This is a genomic window from Gordonia hankookensis (assembly GCF_014673215.1).
GTDB classification, from domain to species: Bacteria; Actinomycetota; Actinomycetes; order Mycobacteriales; family Mycobacteriaceae; genus Gordonia; species Gordonia hankookensis.
The window spans coordinates 1,289,760-1,313,012 of record NZ_JACWMS010000002.1 but is presented as its reverse complement, the minus strand read 5'-3'; the positions used below and the strand labels follow the sequence as shown (position 1 = coordinate 1,313,012).

Below are 23,253 nucleotides of genomic sequence, written 5' to 3'. Positions count from 1 at the left end.
GGCTCCCTCCCGAGGTGCCCATCAGGTCGTTCACCTGACCCACCCAGATTGACAAGCGCCGTGCACGCGCTGACCGATTGGTCTATGATTTGACCGTGCGGTCAGACAGAGGTGACAAGCGAACGTTCGCCGATCGGGCTCGGCGAGAGCAGATCGTTGGATGTGCGATCGAGTTGATCGCTGAGGTGGGCTATCCCCAGGCATCGTTGGCAAAGATCGCCGAGCGGGCGGAGATCGCGAAAAGCGCGCTGTTGTATCACTTCACCAGCAAGGACGAGATTGTCGCCGCAGTGGTCGAGTCGGTGTTCACCGCGTCGGCGTCGGTGATGATTCCGGCTGTGTCGACCGCGACCACCGCGCGAGATCAATTGGCCGCCTACATCAGCGCCAACGGTACGTTCTTGGAGTCGAACCGCGCGGGTGCGGTCGCCCTGTACGAGATTTCAACCAGCTACCGCACTGCTGCTGGTCTCCGGTGGGATCAGGCGGTCGCCGAATCGGTGGACGAGCATGGGGTCCCACCTGAGTTTGCGCTTCTCGACCCGCACACCATCATCCAGCGCGGTATCCGGTCGGGTGAGTTCACGACTGCCGTTGACGCCGCCCTGGTGAAAGATGCTCTGCGCGCTGCACTCGACGGCGCGGTCAGCAACCTCGCTCGCGACGCCACCTACCCGGTGGGCCGCTATGTCGCGGGTGTCGGCGAACTATTCCTCCACGCGTTGGGAGCACCGCAATGACCACTATCGTCATCCTTGCCTTCGGCACCCGCGGCGACGTCGCCCCGCTGACCGGGCTCGCAACCCGATTACGCGACGATCTGGGAGTACGTGTCGCGATCGCTGCCCAACAGCCCTACGAGCAGTTGATCATCGACGCAGGGCTGGACTACCGCCAACTACCTGGCGACACCGAGCAATCCACCCGCGACTCCACTTACGGGCAAGCGATGGTCGACGGCGAGAAGCTACGGCCATCCAAACAAGCCCTGGCGGGCATGCGCGACGACCTCGCCGGCGTCGGCGAAGCCATGGCAACCGCCGCAGCCGATGCCGACCTGCTGCTGTGCGAAGGCCCGGTCGGATCGCTGTTGGGCTGGCACGTCGCCGAAGTAGCCGACATCCCCAGTGCGGCTCTGTTCCTGCAACCCTCGACGCCAACAGGCGATTTCGCACCTCCCGCGTTGGGAACCCGCTCGTTTGGGCGGTGGGGCAACCGCACCGCCTGGACCATGGCGGCCGCCGGGGAAAAGCTGTTCACCCCACTCATTGACGACCTGCGTGCCACCCTCGGGCTGCCGAAGCAGTCACGTCGCGCCTACCAACACCGCCGCGCCGACACCTGGCCCCAGTTGCACGGCATCAGTAGCCACGTCATCCCTCGGCCCGCGGACTGGCCCACCCACGCCCACCTCACCGGCTACTGGTGGCCCACCGAGACCGCCGACTACACTCCACCGGCGGCGCTTGTCGAGTTCCTCGACGACGGCCCGCCACCGATCTACATCGGCTTGGGCAGCACAGCGACCACCCACGGCGACCGCCTCAGCCACATCTTCGCCGACGCACTGGCCAAGACAGGTCACCGCGGCATCATCCACCGCGGCTGGGCCAACCTGCACGGCAACAACGCCCCGCACATCCACGCCATCGATGACGTCCCCCACAACTGGCTCTTGCCGAAAACAGCCGCCGCAGTGCACCACTGCGGCGCAGGAACCACGGCAGCAACCCTCCGCGCGGCAATCCCATCGGTCGCGATCCCTGGAATCATGGACCAACCATTCTGGGCGCACCGCCTCCACCAGCTCGGCGTGAGCCCACCACCGCTGCGACGCACAACACTGACCGCTGATGACCTCGCCGCCGCCATCACCACTGCCACCACGGATCCCGCCTACACCGATCACGCCCGGAGCATCAGCGAACTACTGCGCGCCGAAAACGGTGAGCTCGCCGCCAGCCGAATCATCGAACAGCTACTCGCCGACGGCGGGTAGCAGCGACGACATACGCAACGATCACGAAGATCGTCACCCGCATCTCGATCCCCCAGCCGAAGACACCCGTACCCGCACCCCCGAAATCGATTGACCTCGCACGCTTGATCGCGTCATCCAGATTGTGCATCGCGTCGGCCAGTGACGACAACGCGCCCTCGCCGCCATCCGGATACGCTTGCGGCACATGACTCCAGGTGTCTGGCAGGTCCCCGTCGAGAATCGCGCCGACGTCACCCGACGTCGCGTCACGATCGTCAGTGCCATCGCGGTCATCGTTCCAGGAGACCGAGAGCGAATACCGGTCATCCCAGGATCGGTACTCCGCCTCGTTACCGATCCCGATCATCGCCGCCACCATAACCGTCTGCAACGCAACGATTCCCAGCGGCGTACTCCACCGCTCGAGGAGCAGCATGGCGCCCGCCGCCGACCTGCTAGACACCGCCGAAGCGCCGCAGTTGGGCGAGCAGGTTTGCACGCACGTCCTCGATGATCTGGGTACGCCGCTCATCGGTGAGCCAGCCTCCCCGACCATCGATCTCGGCGTCGAAAGCCTCGTCCACACGCCTACGGAACTCGGCATTGCGGGCGTTCTCGTCCGTTGCCCACCGACGCAGATCGGCGAGCTCATCGCCGGTGCGTCCCGGATCGGCGTCGGGTTCTGGCTCCGGCGAGGTGAAGTCGACGCTCGGGAACTCGATGTTGCGCGCTCGGATCGTTGCGGTGGCGAGGTGATCCAAGGCATCCTGCAGCTGGCGAAGTGCTGCGTCAAAGCCAGCCGAGTCCGTCATGACCATCTCACCAGCCCAATGCCTTGAGGACCTTTTCGGTCTGGGGGATGGCGGATTCGCAGAGTTTCGATGCATCTGCTTGGCCATCAAGTCTCACCCGCAGGACGAAGCCCTTTGGCGTATTGGGCGTTCTTACCAGTGCCCGACACGTTGAAGCATCATCCTGTGTCTGCTGGTACACGGTTCCGTCCCCTACCGGGAATTGCCGGACCATGGCGCTGCCCAGAATTATGTTCACGTCGAAGGGCTTGAAGACATCCATTTCCAGCGACCCATAACCGTCACTGACCGGCCATTCGCATCCAGGTAGACCGCGGTCGTTCTTCGGTTCCGGCTGCTCGGTCACGTCACCGTCGGTAAGAGGCGCGATATCTTGCGGAGTGAGCGCCGCGCAGATGTCTTCAGCGGTCAATGCGGTCGGGCTCTCCACAGGACCTTCGTGGGAAGCGGACGCCTCACTCTGTCCTGTTGTCTGCTGAGCAGTATCGTCGGCAGAATCACTCCCACATGCAGCGAGCAGCAGCGCCACGGACGAGGCAGAGATCGCCAGCAAGAGTCTGGATCTGTACTTCACCGTTCGTCCTCCCATACTTCTGGACCCATGCCCGGGTTGTAGGCGGCGGTTGGCCTGTCGCTCAAGCGCTCCAGGTCCAACGCGGTGTCCACATCGATGAACTCGACGACCCCCCGATCGCTGCCCCCACCTGCGTTTAGATCGGTTCGACGGTAGCAAGTGGGTCGACCGACTCGATCAACCGGCGTCAGTCGTGTGGATGACCCCGAGCGGCCCTCCGACCGCCGAGTTTCAGCAACCCTTCAGCTCCGATCCCGCACACTCGGATGGTCCACCGAGAGCAACCCTGGGAGCCCGGATGAACCGGCACCATCACGCCCGCATCCTGGCGACCGTCATGCTGACGCCGCTCGCCGCTCTGACGCTCGTCAACGCCCCGGCATCGGCGGCCGAGGACGGTCCGCCGCTCACCTTCGTGAACCCCGATGAACCAACGATGCCACCACCACCTGGCGCCATCGTCACCACCTTCGCCGGCAACCAACTGAAATACTGCGCGCTCATCTGTCCCCACATCATCGACTTCGTGGTGGACGTGCCAGTCGCCATCGTCCGCTCTCCGGGAGTCTTCGCAGCGGCCCGCGCGCAAACCGGATCCACCGACCGCGCAACGGGTATCGCGGCCGCATCGATCACGCGTCCCACGAACTCGGCGATGACGGGCATCATCGACAACGATCTGAATCTCGTTCTGCCCCGGGCCCAGAACGCACTCGAGGTGGCCGTGGTCGAGGGACTCACCGTCGCAGACACCGTGCGGTCAGGAGGCCCGCCTGCGGCGGTCGGCAAGGCCGTCGACACCGGGCGGGCGAAGATCGTGGACGCACTCAACGCTCCGATCGTCGCGAACCCACCACAGATCGCCACTCCCACCACACCAGCGCAGGCCGCGACACTCGACGCCATCGACGTCGGGTCGGCCGTCCTGTTCCAGGCTCCCGAACTCGTCATGGTCGGCGCCACCGAGGCCGCAGTCGTCGCCGCACAACACCTGGCGACCACCGGCGACTCCGACGGAGCGCGCGCGGTTGGCGTCGCACATCTCAACGAGACCATCACCCACGCGAATGATGTGATTCGTCAGGCAACCACATATCATCATGTGCCGGAGCCACTCTCGTAGAGTTCTGCAACCAGAGGCACCGCCGCCGAGGTTCAGGAGCACGCCCCGACCAGTTGACCACTCGAGTGCGGTCGCCGGACGATTCTGGCCACATTTCCCGATTCCGCGGCACATTCTGAGAATGTTCACGTGACGCCGGCAAATAGAACCTTGGTGTCGTAAGTATGCCCAACGCTGAGCCTCCACGAAGAGCCGTCGACGGGCTTTGGCTGCGCCGACGCGTAATGCTGCAAGCCGTCGGAGAGTGTCGTACCCCGCCCGTAAGTTCGTCGTCATCGGCAGCTGCCGGTCCGCCCATCGACCCTGGAGGACCATGACCGCTGAGACGTATGGCGACGACGTCGAGGGATACGACGAGCAGATCGCCGAATCCTGGCGCGACTTCACCGCGGACCTTGCGGCGCGTCTTGGTGATCTACGGTTCGGTTCGTTCGAGTTCATCGATCTGGCGCACCCCGTCGGCAATCGCGAACAGCTGCTCATCACCTTCCGCGCCAACCGGGCGGGTCGTGTCCGCGCAACAGTGCCCAAGAGTGCGCTTGTCGGCACGCGGCAGCCCGACTGGTCACAGACGCAGCGGACCTTCGAGGCGCTCGACTGGCGCTACCTCTCCCGCAAGGACGAGTTCGTCCGGGAGTTCGGCCGCCGACAACTGTACCGGGCGGCGGTCCAGTCCATCACCCTGCTGCGCGGCCAATGGGGTGTCACCCATCCGTCATTCCTGAGTCTCACCGACCCGATCAGTACCGTGCATCCGTTGTCGCTCACCGGGTGAGGCGATACCTTCAATGTCCTTGGCATGGCGAAGGGCAGTACCTCCGGCGAGCGCATAGCGCCGACACGCGGGAACCGCAGGCGGCCGTCGCGCATGTCCTCACCTTCTCCGGACGGTAAACCGAACCAGAACGCCTCTCCTCGGACATCGACGCTCGTGGCCGAGCCAAGCACACGACCGCGCACCCGCTTCGGAGGCAGACACGAGATACCTGCGCCCACTGCCGAACCCGCTTGACTGTTCACCTCCCAAGTCGCCGTCGTGGACCGTCTATGAGAAGCGCCTGTGGCCTGGATGAATGGCACAACCGCAACGGCCACGGGCGCTTGCTAGTCTGCTCCGCATGACCGACTTCGAAGTCGACCCCGACGAGCTCGTCGCGGTGCGTGCCCGCATCACGTCCTGGCACGGTGATTGTGCGGAACAATTCAGTCGATCCAGTAGCGCGATCGGTGACAGCATCTCGTCCGGATGGGCCGGTTCCTCCGGCCAGTCCATGGTCAAGTTGGCAGGCCGTTGGCAGCGCGAGCATCAGAGGTTGGCCGATAGGGTTCACCGTCATACGGGGACTTCAACGGATCAACGCGTTCATCCCCCGCGACAGCGTGAATAGCATCCCTTACCAGAATCGCGGCGACGCGCGAGGATTCGATCCGACCGCGGGGCCGGAAGACAGCCGTGTCTCCGTATTCGTCGACTACAACAGAGGGGTTGTAGTGATGCGACAGAATCCATCCATCGAAATCCCCTCGGGAGCAACAAAAGTCGGATCTCCCACGATGGGCGTGGCGCAGGACGGAGACCAAGTTCAAGTGACCTTCGAGGCGAAGGATCCATACATGCCCTTCTACGACCAGAAGGTAGGCCAATGGGCTTCCAGCACTATCGGCACAGTGTGCGCGGCACTCTCATAACACAACCGTTCGACGGCTCTGCTCCAGCATTGGACGGCCAACTGACCAACTACCCTGCCTGGGAGGTCTACAACGACAGCGACTCGGGCACAACCACCCCCGTGTACCAGTTCATGCCAGACCCTTCAGACCCGTGGGGACCGGCAAAGCACCTTCCGGGTCATCACGAGGTGTCCGTTGGAGGCAACTGACCCGCGGCGCGACGAGAAGCCCCAACTGCGTCCATACTCGTTGAAGCTCTTCCTGCTATCCGTGCCGGTGAGCTACCTCATCTTCATGATCGTGTTCTGGGCCGCCGGTGTGCTGCCGAATCGGGGCCCCGGGGCAACGAGTCTCGGCGCGAGTTTCGCGGTTGTCAGTCTTTGGTATGTGCTCTCGTGTTATGTGTGGATTCCACTGACCTGGCTTGCGTCATCGTTCGGAATTGCTGCCTTACGTCGACGCGCCCGCTGACTGCGGAGGCCTTTGTGCGCAGCGGACGCACACAGCGACGGAGCGCGCGGTGGGCGTCACACATCTCAACGAGACCCTCACCCAGGCGAATGATGTGATTCGTCAGGATACCACCAATCATCGTGTGCCGGAGCCACTCTCGTAGAGTTCTGCAACCAGAGGCACCGCCGCAGAGGTTCAGGTGCACGCCCCGACCCGTTGCCCACTCGAGTGCGGTCGCCGGACGATTCCTGGCACATTTCCCGATTCCGCGGCACATTCTGGAGAATGTTCACGTGACGCCAGCAAATAGAACCTTGGTGTCGTACTATTCGCTCAACTCTGATGCGACTTTCAAACCAGGAGATGATGTGGAGACAGCTCGGCAGGTATTGCGTTGGAGCATTCCGGGCTTCATCTTCATGCTGAACGTCATCGCTTTTCAATCGGTCTGGCGATTACTCAACAACCCGAAGAACGGGCTGTCCGAGTTTCTCGACAGTGCCGCTACGCATACTCTGCTCGCCGCGTTTGCCGCATCGCTGCCCCTCGGGTTCATCTTGTACCAGATGTATTACTTTCGATACCGGAGCGATTCCAGCTTGTTCGGAATCACTCTGTTCTATCGTCGGGATCGCGGTGCGCATGTCTTGGGACAGTACATCTCTGCATTCAAAGGAAGCCCGCAAGCGCTGGCACGCTTTTCACGCACGGCTACTGCCGACGAGATCTGCCACCGATTGTCCAAAGCGCCGCTTGCACACGCCCGACGGTGGTTGCCGCTTCTCCACGTCACAACCGGCGAGCGCCTGTGCGCGCCCGAGGACGATCACAATGCTTCCTGGTCCTCTGCCCGCTGCTCATATTGCCGAAACACGTATCACCGTCGCTTCATCGACAACTGGACCCTCCTCCAAACAGTCCTCGACAGGTTGGAATGCGAGTCAGGTTTCGCGCCCGTGAAGAAGGAGTACACGAACGGGTCGGACCTGTACCACACACTCGGCGCAAGTCGATACGCCGTCAGCGTTGCCGCCATCGCCATGTTCGCGTTCAACACATGCATCTTGTTAGGGCCAGCCAGCTCACCGGGCCCCGGTCGAATCGCGGCCGCTCTGACCATCCTCGTCGTGGCCACACTGTCCCAGTACTACGTGATGTATCGATGCAGACAGAATGTCGAGCGCAACTATGCGCGCCGCCTGGCGTCGGTACTCTCGATCGTCCTGACCACGCGCGCGTCGACGCGTGTTCGATCTCCGCGGACACAATGATTCGCGCATCCGGGTAACGTCCACCCGGTGACCGATGAACTCCGCACCAGGACAATCCATGTCAACGGAATCGACATGTCCATCACTGAACAGGGCAGCGGCGTACCTGTCATCCTCTGCCACGGATTCCCCGGACTCGGCTATTCGTGGCGCCATCAGATCCCCGCCATCGCGGCCGCCGGCAGGCATGCCGTGGCCCCCGACATGCGCGGCTACGGTCACAGCAGCCGGCCGACCGACGCGGCGGCATACGACCGCACCACGACGGTCGCCGACATCGAAGGCCTGCTCGACGCACTGGGTGCCGACCGAGCGATCTTTGCCGGACACGATTTCGGCGCCCAGCTGACCTGGGATCTGGCCCGCTGGATTCCCGATCGCGTCGCCGGCCTCATCCAGGTGAGCGTCCCGCTCACTCCCCGCATGCCGGTCAGCCCCAGCACCATCTACACCGCCATGGCCCGAGACCATTTCCTACACTTCCACTATTTCCAGCAGCCGGGGGTGGCCGACCAGGAACTCGACAACAACGCCGAGGAGTTCCTTCGCCGGATCTTCTGGGCGCTCAGCGACGTCGACCGCTACCGCACCTGCTGGGAGCACCCGTCAGAAGGCAACGGCTACCTCGACGTGCTCCCGCCCGCGCCTGCGCTTCCCTGGCCGTGGCTGAGCAGCGACGAGTTCGACCACTACGTCGCCGAGTTCCGTCGCACCGGCTTCACCGGCGGACTCAACTGGTACCGCGCCGCCGATGCGGTCTGGGTACAGAACGAGAGTGTCGGTGACGCCGAGATACACACTCCGACATTGTTTGTCGTCGGCGATCGCGACCCGGTCCTCGGGATGATGGGCCGCGACCCGCTCGGGTCCATGAAGCAGCTCGTGCCGGGTCTGCGACACGTCGAGACCATTCCTGGCGCCGGACACTTCGTGCAGATGCAGGAGCCCGATCGCGTGAACGCCGCGATCCTGAACTTCCTCGACGCCGTGTGACAGCGTTACCCGAGAGCCGACGCCACACCAACACAACCGATCCCCACCGCGATCGCCCACAGCACCACCGTCGACGCATGCTCGGCACACCGCGGATTCTCCTGATAGCGGCGCGCGCGCTGCCGCATGCCGATGCACAGCGTGCACACCAGCGAGCCGGAGAGTACAACGGCCACCACAGCAGCCATCGTCTGACCGACGACCAACGCACGACAACACAGCAGAAACACCCCGACCGCTGTCAGAGTTGTTCGGCGCCAGGCCAACAGCGTTCGCTCCGGCTGCAGACCGGGATCGCGTTCGGTCGTCGTCACAGGATCACGACCACCACACAGACCAGCGCGATGGCGCAAACCCCGCCGACCGTTACCCGCACGATCGACGCCGGAGGCAGCGGATCGCTGCGCCGCATCGCGGACTGCACCCGACGCCACCGATGAAACGCGCCCAGCGACAACAGGGTCGCCACCACCACACATGTCACCGCGAGCACCGAATGGTCGATGTTCCCGGCGCCGCCACCGATCAGTTCGTCGGCGGCGACCCCGGCCGCCAATAGTGCCAGCGCCGTGCGTATCCAGGCGAGGAAGGTGCGTTCGTTGGCCAGCGTGAACCGGTAGTCGGGTTCGGTGTCGTACACCCCCGGCGCCTTCTCTGCCTCCGAGACCTGCGGCGATGACCGCGCGGTCACGGGACGACGATGTTGAACGTGCGCGCGAACGTGTCGAGCAGCCCGAACAGCCGGTACGCCGGTTCCTCGTCACCGGCGATCTCCACCTGGCCGGCCGCCACCGCGTCGGCCAGCGGCACCGCACCCAACGCCAACCCGGTCAAGGCCGCCTTCGGCAGGTGCAGCGTGGTGTCCGCGTGGTCGTCGGGTTGCGCAGGCGCGCAGTTCACTACGCCGTGGACGAGCTCCACGCGCCGGGACTCGCCGGTATCGGTGAGCTGCACCTGCATCACGAAGCTCTGGCCGCCTGCCTTGGGTCCGTTCAGCCGGATGGCCAGATAGTCGAACAGCATGTCGACGGTCATCGCGGCGATCACCTCGCTCGCACCCAGCGCCGCCTCGTCACTGTGGGCACCCTCGCGCAGGTCTTGTGCCCCGGTGAGATAGAAGTTGCGCCACGGTGCCGATTCACTCTGATAGCCGAGCTGTTCGAGCGCGTCGGCCTGCAACTCGCGCGCTGCCTGGTTGTTCGGCTCGGCGAACACCACATGATTGACCACCTCGGCCACCCACCGATAGTCGCCGTCGTCAAAGGACTTGCGCGCCTTGCTCAACACCGCGTCGGCGCCACCCATGAACTCCACATAGCGTCGCCCGGCCTCGACCGGCGGGTGCGGATGCAGGTGCGCCGGGTTGCCGTCGAAGAACCCGAGATACTTCTGATAGACGGCCTTCACATTGTGGTTGAGCGACCCGTAATACCCGCGCGCTATCCACGAGGTGGCCAACCCCTCGGGCAGTTCCACCATCTCCGCGATCTCGACCATCGTGTACCCGTGCGCGGCCAGGCGCAGCGTCTCGTCGTGGATGTAGCGGTAGAGGTCGCGCTGCTCGGCCAGGAACTCGCACACCGACCGCCTCCCCCACACCGGCCATTGGTGACAGATGAACATCACATCGGTCACCGGGCCGTAGCGCCGCAGCGCCTCGTCGATGTAGCGGCTCCACCCCACCGCGTCCCGGATCTGCGCGCCACGCGGCGTGTAGAGATTGTGCATGTGGTGAGACACGTTCTCGGCCATACACAATGCCCTCATATCGGGCAGATAGAAGTGCATCTCGGCAGGCGCCTCGGAATCCGGGGTGTACTGGAACTCGAACCGGACACCGTCGAGCACCAGTTCCTGGCTGGTCCCGGATATCACGTCGGTCGGTTCGAGCAGACTCATCTGCCCCTTCGACAATGCGATCCCCAGGCCCGTCGAGATCACCCCGGCAGCGTCGACCGGCAGGTTCTGCCCGTACATGTACTGGGCGCGACGCGTCATGGCGTTTCCTGCGTAGACGTTCTCACTCACCGCGTGCTCCAGGAAGCCGAGCGGCGCCACGATCCGTACCGCACCGCCGGCCACCTCGTCGTCGGACACGATGCCTTTGACCCCGCCGAAATGATCTGCGTGGCTGTGGGTGTAGATGATCACACGAATCGGCTTGTCGCCCAGGTGTTCACGCACCAGATTCATGGCCGCCCGGGCACATTCGACCGAGGTGAGCGGGTCGACGATGACGTAACCGGTGTCGCCCTCGATGACGGTCATGTTGGAGATGTCGAATCCCCGGACCTGGAAGATGCGATCGGCCACCTGGAACAGCCCATGTGCGGTGTGCAGTTGGGACATCCGCCACAGACTGGGGTTGACCGTCGCCGGCGCATCACCCTGCAAGAAGGTGAAGCGTTCCAGATCCCACACGACGCGACCGGTGTCGTCGGTGATCACCATCGGATCCAGGGTGGCGATGAAGCCGCGGTGCGCGTCGTCAAAGGCGCGACGATCGTCGAAGGGCAGCTGGTCGAGCACGGCCCGGTTGGCGGCTGCGGTGTGCGCGGTGGCGGTCTGGGTGGTGCTGGACAAGAGAACTCCGTTTCGAGAGTGGACAACAGTTGGGCAGGTGCCCGCGGTCAGGGAGTGGACGAGCCGGCCGCGATGAGTCGGACGGTGTCGCGCTCGGGACGAATGAGGGTGATGGCCAGGACTCCGCCGGCCACCACGATCACGCCGGTGAGCGCGAAGACCACGGTGTAGCCGGAATGCGGATCGCCTCCCGCGTGATCGATGAGGACACCGGCAACGAAGGGGGCGATCACGCCGGCCAGCGAGTACAGCCCGACGTACGCCCCGAGCACGACGCCGCGCTGACCGACCGGCGAGATCTCACTGCACGCGGTGGCGCCTGCGGCGAGTGCCACACCGGACAACCCCAGTCCGAGCGCCATCAACACCAGGATCAGGGCACTCGCATGCACATAGCCGAACGCGAGGATGCAGGCACCGCCCACCACCACGATGATGCCGGGCATGATGCCTCGTGCGACGCTGCTCGAACGACCGTTCCGCATCATGCGTTCGGTGGCGAATCCCTGGACGAGCAAGGCGATCATCCCGACCAGCCACGGCAAGGCCGTGAGCGTCCCCGCCGCGGACTTGCTGTGCCCCAGGTCGTCGGTCAGGAACGCCGGCACCCACGAGATGAGCAGCGCGAGCGACCAGTACGCGGCAAACGCGCTCAGTGCGGCACCGAGCCAGGTGCGCGACGACAGAATGCTGCGCAGCGGCACACGCACCTGGTCGATGGGGCGCACCGAGCCGGCGGTCGACGTCGTGGACTGTGCGTCGATCGGGCCGTCGCGTCCCACGAACAGCCACACCACACACCACACTGCGCCGACGACGGCCACCAGCACAAACGCCGACCGCCAGCCGTGCGCGGAGATCAACCACGACAACACGGGGGCACCGATGATCACCCCGATCGAGGTCGCGGTGCTCACCAGCGCCGTCGGCATTCCGCGATCGGTGTCGGCGAACCACTTGTGCACCGCGTGCTGTGCCACGCCGAACGCCGGCCCTTCGGCGGCACCCAGCACGACGCGCGACATCAGGATCACCGTGAACCCTGCCGGACCGATGACCGGCACCATTGCGACCGACCAGACCAGCGCCAGAACGAGCAGCACCGTGCGGGTGCTGAACCGGTCGGCGAGATGGCCGACGACCAGCGCCGAGATGCTGAACAGCAGGAAGAACGCACTCGAGATGGTGCCGTATTGCGCGGCGGTGAGCCCGAACTCCGCCCGGATGCTGGTCGCGGCCAATCCCAGGACCGCCTTGTCGGCGAAGTTGATCATCATCAGCACCATCAACATCGCGGTGATGACCCAGGCACGGGTGCCGCCGACCGTGGCCGCACCGGATCGGCGCGGGCGACCGGCGCGACGCCACCCGGCCGACTCGGGGACGACGGGCTGCAGGTGATCGGGCGCGCCGCGTTGCCGGGTGGCCGATTGATCCATCGTGAGTCCTCAGTGTTCCTCGTGGTCGCGAGCAGAAAGTCGGTACCTGAGACGGGACCGGGCGAAGCGACGATGGGGTGGTGCCCATCACATTCGCTGCCGTGTCACCACGCTATGGTGGGCTCTTGACCATCGCAATGTTCGATTTTCACAGGTGACCTACAGATGCGATGTGCGATCGCACACGCATGGAGGTGTGGCATGGCCGCTCTGACATCGTCCGCGCCGCCGGTGGGGACCAGCGCGCTCTTGCATCGGCTGCAGATGCGCGCCAACGACATGATCAAGCAGTCGGCGCTGGACAGCTCCGACGCGCTGCGGGCGCTGCCGTCGGACATCCGGCTGACCGAAGTGCCGTGGGTGACCCGCCGGACGTTGTCGACGGTGTTCCGGGCGCTCGGCGACAACGTGGCACCCAGCGCCGACGAACTGCGCCCCGCCCGTGAGATCGCGGTGCAGCGCGCCGACGAAGGGGTGCCGCTGTCGGTGGTGATCCGCAATTGGCAAGCGGGTTTCCAACGCTTCTGGACCGAGGCGGCCGCCCTCGCCCGTCCCGAGGAGAGTGCGGCGCTGGCCTACCTGGGTACCGCCCTGATCTCGCTGTTCGGCACCTTCTCGGCGACACTCGTCGACGCCTACGAGCAGGAACAGATGATTCTCGACAGCGAGAAGAGCAGCGCCGGGCACCTGGTGGCGCGGATGATTCTCGATGGTCAGGAGGCCCGGCCGTATGCCGATCGCTTCCGGATCGAGCTGGCCGCCGAGTACCACGTGCTCGCGCTGGCGATCGCGTCGACGACCGACGAACTGGTCGACGACCCGACCGGCCGGCTGGTGGCCGGGCGGCGCAAGATGCGCTCGATCCTGTCGCTACCCGAATTCCGGCGCGCCACATCGATCCTGACCACGCTGGGTCCGGCGGGCGGTCATCTGCTCCTGCCGGTCGACACGCACGGCTCCGCGTCGGCGCCGGCCACTGCCACCGAACTGGTCGAACGCATCGGGGCATCGGTGGGTGTCGCGGTGCGGGCGGGTCTCGTGGAGACGGTGTCGATCGCCGACGTGCCACCGGCGGGAACGTTGGCAGCCGAGGTGCTGCGGCTGTCGGCGGGGCATCGCAGCAGGCGCAGCGTGTACCGGCTGGCCGATGTGGCGCTGGAGTTTCAGCTGACCAGGCCGGGTCCGGCCGCCGATCATGTCGGCGCCGTGCTGGCGCCCATCGAACCCTTGCCGGAATTGATGACCTTTCTGCAGGAATACCTCCGCTGCGACATGGACCGCGGGCGCACCGCGAGAGCGCTTGGCGTGCACCCGAATACGATCAACAACCGGCTTCACAAGGTGACCTCGCTCAGCGGAGTGGATCCCAGCAGCTTCGTGGGTGTGATGGCCTTCGGTGCGGCATTGACCGTGGCTGCGAACACACCCGGCGACGATGTGCCGGGCGGGTTCACAGGCAAGTCCTGAGTCGATCGCCATACCCACTCAGCGAATCGTCCCCACTCCGGGAATGAGCGGCAGATCGAGCGCGGTCACCCAACCCGGCGGACAGTCGTTGACCGCGGGAACGGCGTTGAGGGCTCGTAGACCGGTGGCCAGGCACCCGGCGGCGGCTGCGTCACGGCCCGAGCCGTCGGTGAAGCGGAAAGCGGTTTCCTGCGAAATGCTGGGGCTGCCTTCGATGTCCACGCGGTACACATCGTTCTGGTTTCCGGTGGGCCAGTCCGGGGCCGAACCCTCACCCACACGGTTCACGTGCTCGAGCTGGATTCGCGTCTCTCCGTCATAGATCCCGTTGATGGTGAATCGCACCGCGGCAACGTTTCCGGGCTCGAGCACTCCTTTGGCGGTCTTCACCTCCACGGGCGTGACCCATTTCTCCCACGTCGTCGTGATGTCGTCGAGCTCGATGCCGGCGGCCCGAGCGATCATGGGAACTGTTGCGCCCCAGGCCATGATCAACATGTCGGGATGCTCGAGCAGGGGTGTGTGGTCGGCGGGCATGCCGATACCCATCTCGAACTCGTAGTCCCCCTCGTAGTTCGTGTAGTCGAGCAGCTCCGAGGCCCGTACGGTCCGCACCTCCCCGCACAGACCCATCAGCGTCATCGGGAACAGGTCGTTGGCGAAGCCGGGATCGATGCCGGTGGTGAAACACGAGGCCTGCCCTACCTCGCAGGCCTCGGTGATCGGATCGATCCACGTGGGCGGATTCTGTTTCATCTCCGGCCACACCCACGGCGTCATGGCGGTGGAACACACGTCGACGCCGGCCCGCAGAAACCGACCGATGAGGGCGATGTTCTCGTCGGCATGCGCGGCGGTGGGACCGTAATGGACCAGCGCGTCGGGTTGCAGGGCGATCAGTTCGTCGATGTCCGCTGTGGCCGACAACCCGATGGGGTCGAGCCCACACAGCTCACCGACGTCGCGCCCGACCTTCTCCGGATTGCTGACCCCGACGCCCACCAGCTCGAACGCTGGGTGCCCGATGATCTCCGCGATCACCATCTTCCCCACGAAACCGGTCCCCCAGACGACGATCCGCTTGCTGGTCACGTGGTGAACCCCCTGGTCGGTGAGCGCGGTGATGACCGCCGGTCTGTTCTAACATCGCCGCACCGCTGATGGGTCCGTTTCGTGCGGGAGGCATCACACCACCGCGACCGCCATCGTGGCACCGAGGTAGGTGAGAAGCACCTGCACGCACGCCGCGACCAGCGGAATCCACCAGATCGCCCAGCGCTTGTCGAGCGCGACGATCGTCATGATCACCGCGGTGACGAACACCGCGACAGCGCCACCGTCGGTCACGAGGTAAGCGCGTCCCACCCCGCTGGTGTCACAGGGCCGACCGGATGTGCACACGTCAGTTGCCATCGCGAAGAGCAGACTGAACAGGACCGAGCCGGCCGCGACGACCAGGTAGATACCCAGCAGGATGATTGCGGCCAGCACGTCCGCGCTGGACCGTGCGGTGCCGGTGGAGCGGGACGGGGCAGGTGGGTAGGTCGGGTAGCTCATGTCATCGACCGTAGGCATCCGCGGTCGCCACCGAATCGGGGAAACTACTCATATCCGATGCGTGGACATCCGCGCGCCGATCGTGAGAATCCCCCGCACGAATGGCAGCGTGATGCGACCCTCTGATAGATCAGTTCGACCCACCGGCTACACCAGGACCTGGAGAGTTCGATGCTCAGCACCATGCAAGACACCCCGCTCTCGATCGCGCAGCTGCTGCGACACGGCAGCACCGTCCACGGCGACGCCGAGGTCGTGACATGGACCGGCGCGGGCACGCGCCGCCGCAGCTACGCGGAGGTCGGCCGCCGCTGCGCTCAGCTCTCGCACGCACTGCGCACCCTGGGCGTCACCGGCGACGAGCGGGTCGCGACGTTCATGTGGAACAACGCCGAACACCTCGAGGCCTACCTCGCGGTCCCGTCGATGGGCGCGGTGCTGCACACGCTCAACATCCGACTGTTTCCCGAACAACTCGTGCATGTGGCCAACCATGCCGAAGACCACATCGTCATCGTGGACGCCACCCTGCTGCCGCTGCTGACGCCGCAGCTTCCCCAATTGACCACCGTCAAGCACCTCATCGTGACGGGCGACTCCGCCGACGGGGTCGAGGCCCCCGACTCCGTGCAGGTGCACTCGTATGAAGCGTTGCTGGCCGACCAGCCCACCGAGTTCGACTGGCCGGAGGTCGACGAACGGTCCGCGGCTGCGATGTGCTACACATCGGGAACCACCGGTGACCCGAAAGGTGTTGCATACTCTCATCGTTCGATCTATCTGCATTCGATGCAGGTGTGCATGACCGATGGGCCGGCGCTCAAGCAGGGCGATCGCGCCCTGGCAGTGGTTCCGCAGTTTCACGCCATGTCATGGGGACTTCCGTACGCGGCGTTCATGATCGGTGCGTCACTGATCATGCCGGACCGGTTCCTCCAGCCCGAACCGCTCGCCGCTCTGATCGCTGCCGAGCAACCCACGTTCGCGGCTGCGGTGCCGACCATCTGGCAAGGCCTGCATCAGTATCTGGAGCAGCACCCGCAGGACATCTCCTGCATGCACGACGTGTTGATCGGCGGCTCGGCAGTGCCCCCGTCGCTGATGCACACCTTCGAGGACGACCACGACATCCAGGTGCTGCACGCCTGGGGGATGACGGAGACCTCCCCACTGGGGTCGGTGGCCCGTCCACCCGCAGGCACCGAGGGCGAAGAGCGTTGGCGCTACCGCTACACCCAGGGCCGGTTCCCGGCGTCGGTGCAGGCCCGCCTCGTCGACGATCTGGGCGAGATCCTCCCGCACGACGGCAACAGCGTCGGCGAACTGGAGGTCCGCGGACCGTGGATCGCCGCCGCCTACTACGGCGTCGACGCGCCGGACAAGTTCCATGACGGCTGGCTCCGCACCGGCGACGTCGGAACCATCACTCCCGACGGCTATCTGACCCTCACCGATCGCACCAAGGACATCATCAAGTCCGGTGGCGAATGGATATCGTCGGTGGATCTGGAGAACGCCGTCATGGGGCATCCGGACGTCATCGAGGCCGCGGTGATCGGTGTGCCGGACGCGAAGTGGGACGAGCGGCCCCTGGTTGCCGTGGTGCTGCGCGAAGGCTCCGGCGCCACCGTCGACACATTGCGAGAGTTCTTGTCCGACAAGGTCGCCAAGTGGCAGTTGCCGGAGAATTGGACGGTGATCAACGAGGTGCCGAAGACGAGCGTCGGCAAGTTCGACAAGAAGAGGTTGCGGTCGCAGTATCACGACGGCGATCTCGAGGTCACCCGGATCTGACGGACTCTCCGCCGGCGGTGGTCGGCGCGAGAGCGTCCCGGCGTGGCGTCACCACCTGGCTCCGCGGAAGTATTCAGTCCGAAAGGCGCACTGATGGAGTTGTTCGTCGCATTCTGCGGGTACGTCGGGGCATGGCTGCTCGTGGCGGGTCCGATGTATCAGGGAGCGCTCGAGCTGAGTGAAGAGCAGATCGACCGCGGAATGATCCGCGAGCAATCGCTGGCCATTCCACATCAGGAGAGGGTGTCACCGTGGTGGTGGCTGCTGCCACCGGTCGCCTACGTTCTGATCCACAACGCGCAGGACAGATGGCGACGACAGGTGATGGCGGCGCTCCCGGCAGAACAACGAGAGCAATTCATCGAGTACTCGAACAAGGCCGCGGGCTGGTTCATCGTCGGCGCCGGCGCCGCACTGATCGGGATCAAGGAGGCCTTCGAACTCGTCGAGGAGCTCGAGTGGCCGGGATGGGTCACGATCGTGCTCTGTGTGGCGGCCGGCGCTCTGGCCATCGGATACACGACCGGCCGCATGCACCGAACCGATCGTGCCCTGCACGCAGAGGACGCGGCCTGACGCTCGGTAGGCGCTTCAGGCCGCCGGCCGCTCACCGTCGGCCACCGCGCTCTCGCCATCCGGCCGCGCGCGTCCCGCACCGAGGAACTTCGCCCAGCGCGGGGGCCGTTGCCCGGCCACGGCAGTCACCGTCTTGTCCTGTGCCGGCCGGCCGGCGAGCCGATTCGCCAACCAGGACACCGCCAACGGACCCGACAGCGGTAGCAACGAGTAGTGCTCGCTGAGCTGATCACGCACATAGGTCACCGGTACGCCCTGCTCGCGGTAGCGCTCGACCTGGCCGTCGATGTCGTCGACGCCGATCACCTCGTCGTGCACCGCCTGCACCACCAGCAGAGGGATCGTCGGGGCATGCGTGCCGAGTTGCAGATCGTTCATCATCTCGACCATCTCGGGGCGGGCGAGCACATCGGCGAGTGGAATGTCGAGGAAGCTGTCGATGTCGTGATTCTTGAACCGTCGCAACGCTTCCACCGTGGGCATCTCGGCGATCTCCGCGAGATGCCTGCGTCCGATTTCGGTGGCGTGTTCGACGATCACGCGGTCGAGTTGCGGATAGGCGCGCCGCAGTCCCTCGATGGCCATCACCGGCAAACCGGTGTGGAAGCCACCGTTCAGGCGCATCAGCGCAGATGCCATGTCCCCCACCGGCGATCCGAGAACCGCGCCGATGAGATTCAGCTCCGGCGCATACTGCGGCGCCATCTCGGCGGCCCACGATGTCGCCATGCCGCCGCCCGAATATCCCCACAGTCCGACGGGTGTGTCGGAACGGAACTGGAAGTCGTTGAACGACAACGCCGCACGGATGCCGTCGAGAGTGCGATAGCCGGGTTCACGCGGGGCACCCCAGGCGCCGAGCATGCCCTCGTGATCGGGGATCGACACCGCCCAGCCCTTGGCCAGCGCACGGCGGACCACCAGGAACTCGAACGGCGCAATCGCTTTGGCGGCCGAGGCACCCTTGCGCAGTGCGTACGACGGGAAGCACTGCGAGCTGACAGCATCGATCGCACACTGGAACGACAGGAGTTGGAACTGGCCGTCGCGCGCACGTTTGCGCGGCATGACGACCGTGGTGGCCGCTACACCGGCAGTTCCGTTGAGATCGGTCGAGCGATACAGCAGCTGCCACGCCTGGCTGCGGTGATGTGACGCCCAATAGTCCTTGAGCTCGACCTGCCGCGACCGGATGATCTCGCCCGGCCGCATGGTGTTGAGGCCCGCGGGCTCGTCATAGAAGGAGTCCTCGGTGGGGAGCACCAACGGGACGGCAACATCGCCGCTCGATGTGTGATCAACGTGTGTGGCCATGGCCGCCCCCTGTTCCAAGCCCGGGTGGTCGTCGTCGGACGGACTTGCCCGAGCCGACACCTAAGCAAACGCTTACATGGCATTCCAACATTCTCGGGTTGGTGACCATTCCGCCGGGTCACCCGACAACGCTGCCACCTGCTGTAACTGTCGGTATGCCCTGCGACGATGTCCCCAACACGACGATCGTGAGGGAGCGAAGTGATGGCCAAGTCGGATGCCGGCAGCAAAGGCGCGGGCGCGATGGTGATCGTGGTGCTCATCATCATCGCCGTGGTCGTGAAGTTCTGGTACGTCTTCGTCGCGGCGGCAGCCATCGGGCTGTTGGTGTTCGCCACGTCGAAACTGATCAAGGCCAACAGCGCTCGGCGGGCTGTCGAGAGGGCAGATCGTGCTAGCCTGCTCGACCGATGCGAGCAGGAGAACGCTGCCTACAACGAGGACCCCGACAACTATCTCAGGCGGTTCGAAGGCGATCTGGGACTCTGATCAATCGGGGGTGTAACACGAGTCACCATCGGCGTCGATACAAGGGGACGCAGAGATACCCGTCGACAGAGGAGAGCGCATGACGCACGTCCGGAAGTCCGCTGGTGCAGCGGCAGGAGCCCTGCTGATCGCTCTCGCGATCGCCGGATGCGGCGGAGGTGGGGATGCGGCGACCACCACAGTTACCGAGACAACGACCGCCGCGGAAACCGCCGAGACGGACGTATCGACTACCGAGCCCCCAACGACCGAAGCGCCTCCGACGATGACGCAGGCGACCGCAACCACGGCCCCCGCCGAAGATGCAGCGATCATGCCCGACGTCGTGTGCATGAATTTGCAGGACGCACAGAACAAGATCCAGGACGCCGGAGTCTTCTTCTCTCGGAGCACCGATGCAACGGGACAAGGGCGATCCCAGATCCTGGATCGGAACTGGATTGTGGTCGCTCAAACGCCCGATCCGGGAACGCCGATCGGTGAGGGTGACGCAGTGCTGTCGGCGGTCAAGATCGGTGAGTCGGATTCCTGCTGAACCTGTGTTGCCGATGAATGACTCTCGCCAACCCACGCTGTTTCGTCTGTGCTGCGTTCATTCCTGTGGGCAATCCCCGTCAGCGCACTGCTAGCCATCGTCGGAACCATTGTCGCGCTCGAAATCGCGGTCGTCTCTGACGGCGAACCACACTCTGCCGACATATCGTGCGCCGTCTTTCACGCTGCGAAGCGCAGGCACCTGACAAGGCCTACGGTGCAACGGCGTGCTCCACCGACCAGTTGGCTTTCCAAGCTCCGCGGTGACGTTGACGTCATTGGTGGTTCCACGGGTCCTTCGGGTGGGCACGAGGGCCGCACCGAGTGCATATGCAAGCGTGCCTCCCAGAACTGCACCGGCAGCTGCGATCACCGCACCTGCGGTACCGCCGGTCATCACACCAGTGATCGTCGACGCCGCCTCATCCTCAGGCACACCTCCTGAGATCAGTCCCCGAGCAATCCCGGCGTCGTCATACGCCGGCCACTCATTCACCGACGTCACATCACGCTCGACCATGATCACGGAACGAGGACGTAGGCCCCTGCGCCATTCCCCTGACTGATCCGCGGGAGTTTGGTTGTGTACGGGATAACGGAGACCAGCGCAACTCCCGGCCCCGTAACGATGTCGCGGGTAACCTTCTGCCCACGACGAGGACCGAAGGCCACCGGCATCGGTGTCTGCTTGAGGACGCTGTTCCCACTGGTCTGGGTTGCCACCATCAAGACCCGGCAGACAGGATTTCGAGCCCACCCGCGGCCGCTTCCCATGAATCCGAATGACGTCAGGGTGACACGCACGACACCATGCTTGCCCTTCGGGGCCGTGAGGCCGAGATTCACCGCGCCGCGGCAGAAGTCGTGGTCACCAAACGTGCCGAAGTTGTCTCCCGTGGTCGAGAACTTCGGCAATTGTGGTTCAGCCGCAACAGTTCCCGTGCCAAACCACGAAAGCGCACCTATCCCTGCAACGAGCAGCAGTGCGAGATTCTTCCTCATTTACACAATCCTCCAAGCAATCGCTGACGCTTGACTCTCGCTACGAACCAGACCACCGTCGCACCCTGCCCACATCAATGGATCCGCAATTTCTCTTGCGGCCAGTTGACTTCGCCTCCCGGGATGGCGGACTGGAGCTGGTCGCTGCGTTGTCTCGTCATGTCGCGGGCTGACTTCTCCAGATGTTTGGCATCGCCACCCGCCAACAGATACGGCGCGCGCGCCTGGTCGACACTCCAGCTCATCTTCCAGCTGCCGACCTTGAGGTCGGCATCGCCGACCTGGTTGACGACGTACTCGACGCCCGGCAGACCGGAATTCCGCGCATCGTTCGCGGACAGTTTGTATTCGAACTGGTTGGCCCCGGGATTCGGCAGCGGTTCTGCTTTGGGAGCCTGCGGCTTTCCTTCCTTCCACGGCTCGCGCGGGTGCGCTCCCGGATCGCCGGCACCGAGCGCGTAGGCGAGCGCGCCACCAGCGGTTCCCCCGATTGCAGCACCCAGCGTTGCGCCTGCAGCACCAACGCCGACAGCGCCGGCGGTCGCTCCGATTCCGGCGCCTATGAGAATTCCTTGCGGGACAAGGACACCCGTACCAGCTGAGAGAAGATGTCCGGTTACGGCACCAGCCCCGGCGCCGATCACCGCGCCACCTGCCGCGCCCATCACCGCAGCCGGAATCCCCAACGTCACCGCACCCGCAGTCCCGCCGGTCATCACACCAATGATCGTCGACGCCGCCTGACGGGACGCCTGATCCTCAGGCACACCCACCGAAATCAAACCCTGCGCAATCTTGGCCTCCCCATACGCCGACCACGCATTGACCGAGTTCACATCCTTCTGCGACATCCCCTTCGGAATATCAGACACGAAGTTGCCAACACGAATCTTCTTCGGCGGCGGCGCAATCGGGCGCACTGGCTTGGCAAGCTTGGGCGCGGTCAACGGCCGCGACGGCAACGGCGTATACGCATTCTCATAACTCGCACCCGAATCAGGTTCGGAATACGACTGATACGGCGCCTCCTGCGGCGGCGCCGGAATCGACCCCGGACCCGGCGTATACGCAGGCTCCACCTGCGGAGTCGGCGTCGTCCCACCCTGCTCAGGAGCCGGCGCACCCGGAGTCGTACCACCCTGCTGCGGCGCCGTATCACTCGGACTCGTACCACCCTGCTCCGGAGCAGCTTGCGCCAAACCCGCACCCACACCCGCAGCAATCGACGCAGCCAACGCCGCCGAGGTCACCGACAACAACAACGGGCTACGACGACCCTCCGGATCATGACGATGACGCGACCGCTGGTTGGTTGGCTGAGCCATCATCTGAAAGTCCCCTCCGTACCGACGGGACGCGGATGATGCGGTGCTGGTTCGTCCGCCTGCAGCGCTGATCGCCCGTCGCTGCCGCCCGGCCTCATGTGGCCGGGTAGCTCGCCGTGGGTCACGGCATTCCCCCGAAACAGCATCACAACTCCACCCCGACAATGTTCGGTCGGATGGTACCCAACATGCCTGGTCTCGACCTCGGTGGGTAGAACGTCCGCGCGAACTCTGAAGGCCTGTACCTGGCCAGTTTCACGGAGCGAGCGGTGATGAGTTCATTTGCTCAGATGAC

At 64.8% G+C, this 23,253-nt stretch carries 24 protein-coding genes; 12 read left to right on the top strand and 12 right to left on the bottom strand.

Features of this window, described 5'->3' with window-relative positions; all coding sequences use genetic code 11:
- Nucleotides 1-95 precede the first annotated feature (95 nt).
- Together IDF66_RS13255 and IDF66_RS13250 are read left to right on the top strand one after the other, a co-directional pair.
- Nucleotides 96-740, top strand: a complete 645-nt coding sequence (locus IDF66_RS13255) for a TetR/AcrR family transcriptional regulator (protein WP_317628684.1) — start codon at nt 96-98, stop codon at nt 738-740.
- Nucleotides 737-1,999: a glycosyltransferase gene (locus tag IDF66_RS13250; protein WP_190267175.1), complete on the top strand. Its 1,263-nt coding sequence runs from the start codon at nt 737-739 to the stop codon at nt 1,997-1,999. Before IDF66_RS13255 ends, IDF66_RS13250 begins: the two co-directional genes overlap by 4 nt.
- On the opposite strand, the gene IDF66_RS13245 is transcribed toward IDF66_RS13250, so the two are convergent.
- From IDF66_RS13245 to IDF66_RS13235, 3 genes are read right to left on the bottom strand one after another with little or no spacing between them, the layout of a single operon-like run.
- Nucleotides 1,968-2,444 (bottom strand): hypothetical protein, encoded by a 477-nt coding sequence (locus IDF66_RS13245; RefSeq protein ID WP_190267174.1) that lies wholly within the window; start codon nt 2,442-2,444, stop codon nt 1,968-1,970. The two genes, IDF66_RS13250 and IDF66_RS13245, sit on opposite strands and share 32 nt — an antisense overlap.
- Nucleotides 2,437-2,793: a hypothetical protein gene (locus tag IDF66_RS13240; protein ID WP_190267173.1), complete on the bottom strand. Its 357-nt coding sequence runs from the start codon at nt 2,791-2,793 to the stop codon at nt 2,437-2,439. The genes IDF66_RS13245 and IDF66_RS13240 overlap by 8 nt, the downstream gene beginning before the upstream one ends.
- Nucleotides 2,794-2,800: 7 nt before the next feature.
- A complete protein-coding gene (locus IDF66_RS13235) occupies nt 2,801-3,367 on the bottom strand; it encodes a DUF3558 family protein (protein WP_190267172.1) in 567 nt (188 codons plus the stop codon).
- 298 nt (nt 3,368-3,665) lie between these two features.
- Between IDF66_RS13235 and IDF66_RS13230 the strand changes: the two genes are divergently transcribed.
- The 5 genes from IDF66_RS13230 (at nt 3,666) to IDF66_RS13210 (ending at nt 8,878) form a co-directional block, all read left to right on the top strand.
- Nucleotides 3,666-4,490 carry a hypothetical protein gene (locus tag IDF66_RS13230; protein WP_190267171.1) on the top strand — a complete coding sequence of 275 codons (825 nt, stop codon included), beginning with the start codon at nt 3,666-3,668 and terminating at the stop codon, nt 4,488-4,490.
- 313 nt (nt 4,491-4,803) lie between these two features.
- Nucleotides 4,804-5,265, top strand: coding sequence for a TY-Chap domain-containing protein (locus tag IDF66_RS13225; protein WP_190267170.1), 462 nt, complete (start codon nt 4,804-4,806; stop codon nt 5,263-5,265).
- A gap of 1,091 nt (nt 5,266-6,356) precedes the next feature.
- Entirely contained in the window at nt 6,357-6,632 is a 276-nt protein-coding gene (locus tag IDF66_RS13220) for a hypothetical protein (protein WP_190267169.1), read from the top strand.
- A gap of 275 nt (nt 6,633-6,907) precedes the next feature.
- Entirely contained in the window at nt 6,908-7,885 is a 978-nt protein-coding gene (locus IDF66_RS13215) for a hypothetical protein (protein WP_190267168.1), read from the top strand.
- Between the two features lie 75 nt (nt 7,886-7,960).
- Nucleotides 7,961-8,878 carry an alpha/beta fold hydrolase gene (locus IDF66_RS13210; RefSeq protein ID WP_190267167.1) on the top strand — a complete coding sequence of 306 codons (918 nt, stop codon included), beginning with the start codon at nt 7,961-7,963 and terminating at the stop codon, nt 8,876-8,878.
- Nucleotides 8,879-8,883: 5 nt separating this feature from the next.
- Here the strand turns inward: IDF66_RS13210 and IDF66_RS23795 are convergent, their stop codons facing one another.
- Genes IDF66_RS23795 through IDF66_RS13190 form a run of 4 tightly spaced genes read right to left on the bottom strand, consistent with a single transcriptional unit; the run spans nt 8,884 to nt 12,900 of the window.
- Nucleotides 8,884-9,192 (bottom strand): DUF202 domain-containing protein, encoded by a 309-nt coding sequence (locus tag IDF66_RS23795; RefSeq protein WP_317628683.1) that lies wholly within the window; start codon nt 9,190-9,192, stop codon nt 8,884-8,886.
- Nucleotides 9,189-9,569: a YidH family protein gene (locus IDF66_RS13200; protein WP_317628682.1), complete on the bottom strand. Its 381-nt coding sequence runs from the start codon at nt 9,567-9,569 to the stop codon at nt 9,189-9,191. The genes IDF66_RS23795 and IDF66_RS13200 overlap by 4 nt, the downstream gene beginning before the upstream one ends.
- Nucleotides 9,566-11,461: an alkyl/aryl-sulfatase gene (locus IDF66_RS13195; RefSeq protein ID WP_223309438.1), complete on the bottom strand. Its 1,896-nt coding sequence runs from the start codon at nt 11,459-11,461 to the stop codon at nt 9,566-9,568. The genes IDF66_RS13200 and IDF66_RS13195 overlap by 4 nt, the downstream gene beginning before the upstream one ends.
- Before the next feature lie 47 nt (nt 11,462-11,508).
- Nucleotides 11,509-12,900 (bottom strand): MFS transporter, encoded by a 1,392-nt coding sequence (locus tag IDF66_RS13190; RefSeq protein ID WP_190267166.1) that lies wholly within the window; start codon nt 12,898-12,900, stop codon nt 11,509-11,511.
- A gap of 201 nt (nt 12,901-13,101) precedes the next feature.
- Here IDF66_RS13190 and IDF66_RS13185 point away from each other — a divergent pair, with 201 nt between their 5' ends.
- Nucleotides 13,102-14,367, top strand: a complete 1,266-nt coding sequence (locus IDF66_RS13185; RefSeq protein ID WP_190267165.1) for a PucR family transcriptional regulator — start codon at nt 13,102-13,104, stop codon at nt 14,365-14,367.
- A gap of 18 nt (nt 14,368-14,385) precedes the next feature.
- Here IDF66_RS13185 and IDF66_RS13180 read toward each other — a convergent pair whose 3' ends face one another.
- Together IDF66_RS13180 and IDF66_RS13175 are read right to left on the bottom strand one after the other, a co-directional pair.
- Nucleotides 14,386-15,459, bottom strand: coding sequence for an NAD(P)H-dependent amine dehydrogenase family protein (locus IDF66_RS13180; RefSeq protein WP_317628681.1), 1,074 nt, complete (start codon nt 15,457-15,459; stop codon nt 14,386-14,388).
- A gap of 93 nt (nt 15,460-15,552) precedes the next feature.
- Entirely contained in the window at nt 15,553-15,924 is a 372-nt protein-coding gene (locus IDF66_RS13175) for a hypothetical protein (RefSeq protein WP_190267164.1), read from the bottom strand.
- Between the two features lie 171 nt (nt 15,925-16,095).
- Between IDF66_RS13175 and IDF66_RS13170 the strand changes: the two genes are divergently transcribed.
- Both IDF66_RS13170 and IDF66_RS13165 read left to right on the top strand, forming a co-directional pair.
- Nucleotides 16,096-17,718 carry a long-chain fatty acid--CoA ligase gene (locus IDF66_RS13170; RefSeq protein WP_190267163.1) on the top strand — a complete coding sequence of 541 codons (1,623 nt, stop codon included), beginning with the start codon at nt 16,096-16,098 and terminating at the stop codon, nt 17,716-17,718.
- A 93-nt stretch (nt 17,719-17,811) separates the two neighbouring features.
- Nucleotides 17,812-18,294: a hypothetical protein gene (locus tag IDF66_RS13165; RefSeq protein WP_190267162.1), complete on the top strand. Its 483-nt coding sequence runs from the start codon at nt 17,812-17,814 to the stop codon at nt 18,292-18,294.
- A gap of 15 nt (nt 18,295-18,309) precedes the next feature.
- On the opposite strand, the gene IDF66_RS13160 is transcribed toward IDF66_RS13165, so the two are convergent.
- Entirely contained in the window at nt 18,310-19,608 is a 1,299-nt protein-coding gene (locus tag IDF66_RS13160; protein ID WP_190267161.1) for a lipase family protein, read from the bottom strand.
- A gap of 204 nt (nt 19,609-19,812) precedes the next feature.
- Here IDF66_RS13160 and IDF66_RS13155 point away from each other — a divergent pair, with 204 nt between their 5' ends.
- Both IDF66_RS13155 and IDF66_RS23790 read left to right on the top strand, forming a co-directional pair.
- Nucleotides 19,813-20,097, top strand: a complete 285-nt coding sequence (locus tag IDF66_RS13155; protein WP_190267160.1) for a hypothetical protein — start codon at nt 19,813-19,815, stop codon at nt 20,095-20,097.
- 265 nt (nt 20,098-20,362) lie between these two features.
- Entirely contained in the window at nt 20,363-20,632 is a 270-nt protein-coding gene (locus tag IDF66_RS23790; RefSeq protein WP_223309437.1) for a PASTA domain-containing protein, read from the top strand.
- 521 nt (nt 20,633-21,153) lie between these two features.
- On the opposite strand, the gene IDF66_RS13145 is transcribed toward IDF66_RS23790, so the two are convergent.
- Together IDF66_RS13145 and IDF66_RS13140 are read right to left on the bottom strand one after the other, a co-directional pair.
- Nucleotides 21,154-21,633 (bottom strand): enoyl-CoA hydratase, encoded by a 480-nt coding sequence (locus IDF66_RS13145; protein WP_190267158.1) that lies wholly within the window; start codon nt 21,631-21,633, stop codon nt 21,154-21,156.
- A gap of 74 nt (nt 21,634-21,707) precedes the next feature.
- Complete coding sequence (locus tag IDF66_RS13140) at nt 21,708-22,580, bottom strand: hypothetical protein (RefSeq protein WP_317628680.1); 873 nt, start codon at nt 22,578-22,580, stop codon at nt 21,708-21,710.
- Nucleotides 22,581-23,253: the final 673 nt, after the last annotated feature.

Excerpts from the sequence above, each read along its gene's own strand:
- IDF66_RS13250 (WP_190267175.1), top strand. The coding sequence starts at position 737 with ATGACCACTATCGTCATCCTTGCCTTCGGCACCCGCGGCGACGTCGCC.
- IDF66_RS13240 (WP_190267173.1), bottom strand. The coding sequence starts at position 2,793 with ATGACGGACTCGGCTGGCTTTGACGCAGCACTTCGCCAGCTGCAGGAT.
- IDF66_RS13230 (WP_190267171.1), top strand. The coding sequence starts at position 3,666 with ATGAACCGGCACCATCACGCCCGCATCCTGGCGACCGTCATGCTGACG.
- IDF66_RS13225 (WP_190267170.1), top strand. The coding sequence starts at position 4,804 with ATGACCGCTGAGACGTATGGCGACGACGTCGAGGGATACGACGAGCAG.
- IDF66_RS13210 (WP_190267167.1), top strand. The coding sequence starts at position 7,961 with ATGTCCATCACTGAACAGGGCAGCGGCGTACCTGTCATCCTCTGCCAC.
- IDF66_RS13190 (WP_190267166.1), bottom strand. The coding sequence starts at position 12,900 with ATGGATCAATCGGCCACCCGGCAACGCGGCGCGCCCGATCACCTGCAG.
- IDF66_RS13185 (WP_190267165.1), top strand. The coding sequence starts at position 13,102 with ATGGCCGCTCTGACATCGTCCGCGCCGCCGGTGGGGACCAGCGCGCTC.
- IDF66_RS13175 (WP_190267164.1), bottom strand. The coding sequence starts at position 15,924 with ATGAGCTACCCGACCTACCCACCTGCCCCGTCCCGCTCCACCGGCACC.
- IDF66_RS13170 (WP_190267163.1), top strand. The coding sequence starts at position 16,096 with ATGCTCAGCACCATGCAAGACACCCCGCTCTCGATCGCGCAGCTGCTG.
- IDF66_RS13165 (WP_190267162.1), top strand. The coding sequence starts at position 17,812 with ATGGAGTTGTTCGTCGCATTCTGCGGGTACGTCGGGGCATGGCTGCTC.
- IDF66_RS13160 (WP_190267161.1), bottom strand. The coding sequence starts at position 19,608 with ATGGCCACACACGTTGATCACACATCGAGCGGCGATGTTGCCGTCCCG.
- IDF66_RS13155 (WP_190267160.1), top strand. The coding sequence starts at position 19,813 with ATGGCCAAGTCGGATGCCGGCAGCAAAGGCGCGGGCGCGATGGTGATC.
- IDF66_RS23790 (WP_223309437.1), top strand. The coding sequence starts at position 20,363 with ATGACGCAGGCGACCGCAACCACGGCCCCCGCCGAAGATGCAGCGATC.
- IDF66_RS13145 (WP_190267158.1), bottom strand. The coding sequence starts at position 21,633 with ATGAGGAAGAATCTCGCACTGCTGCTCGTTGCAGGGATAGGTGCGCTT.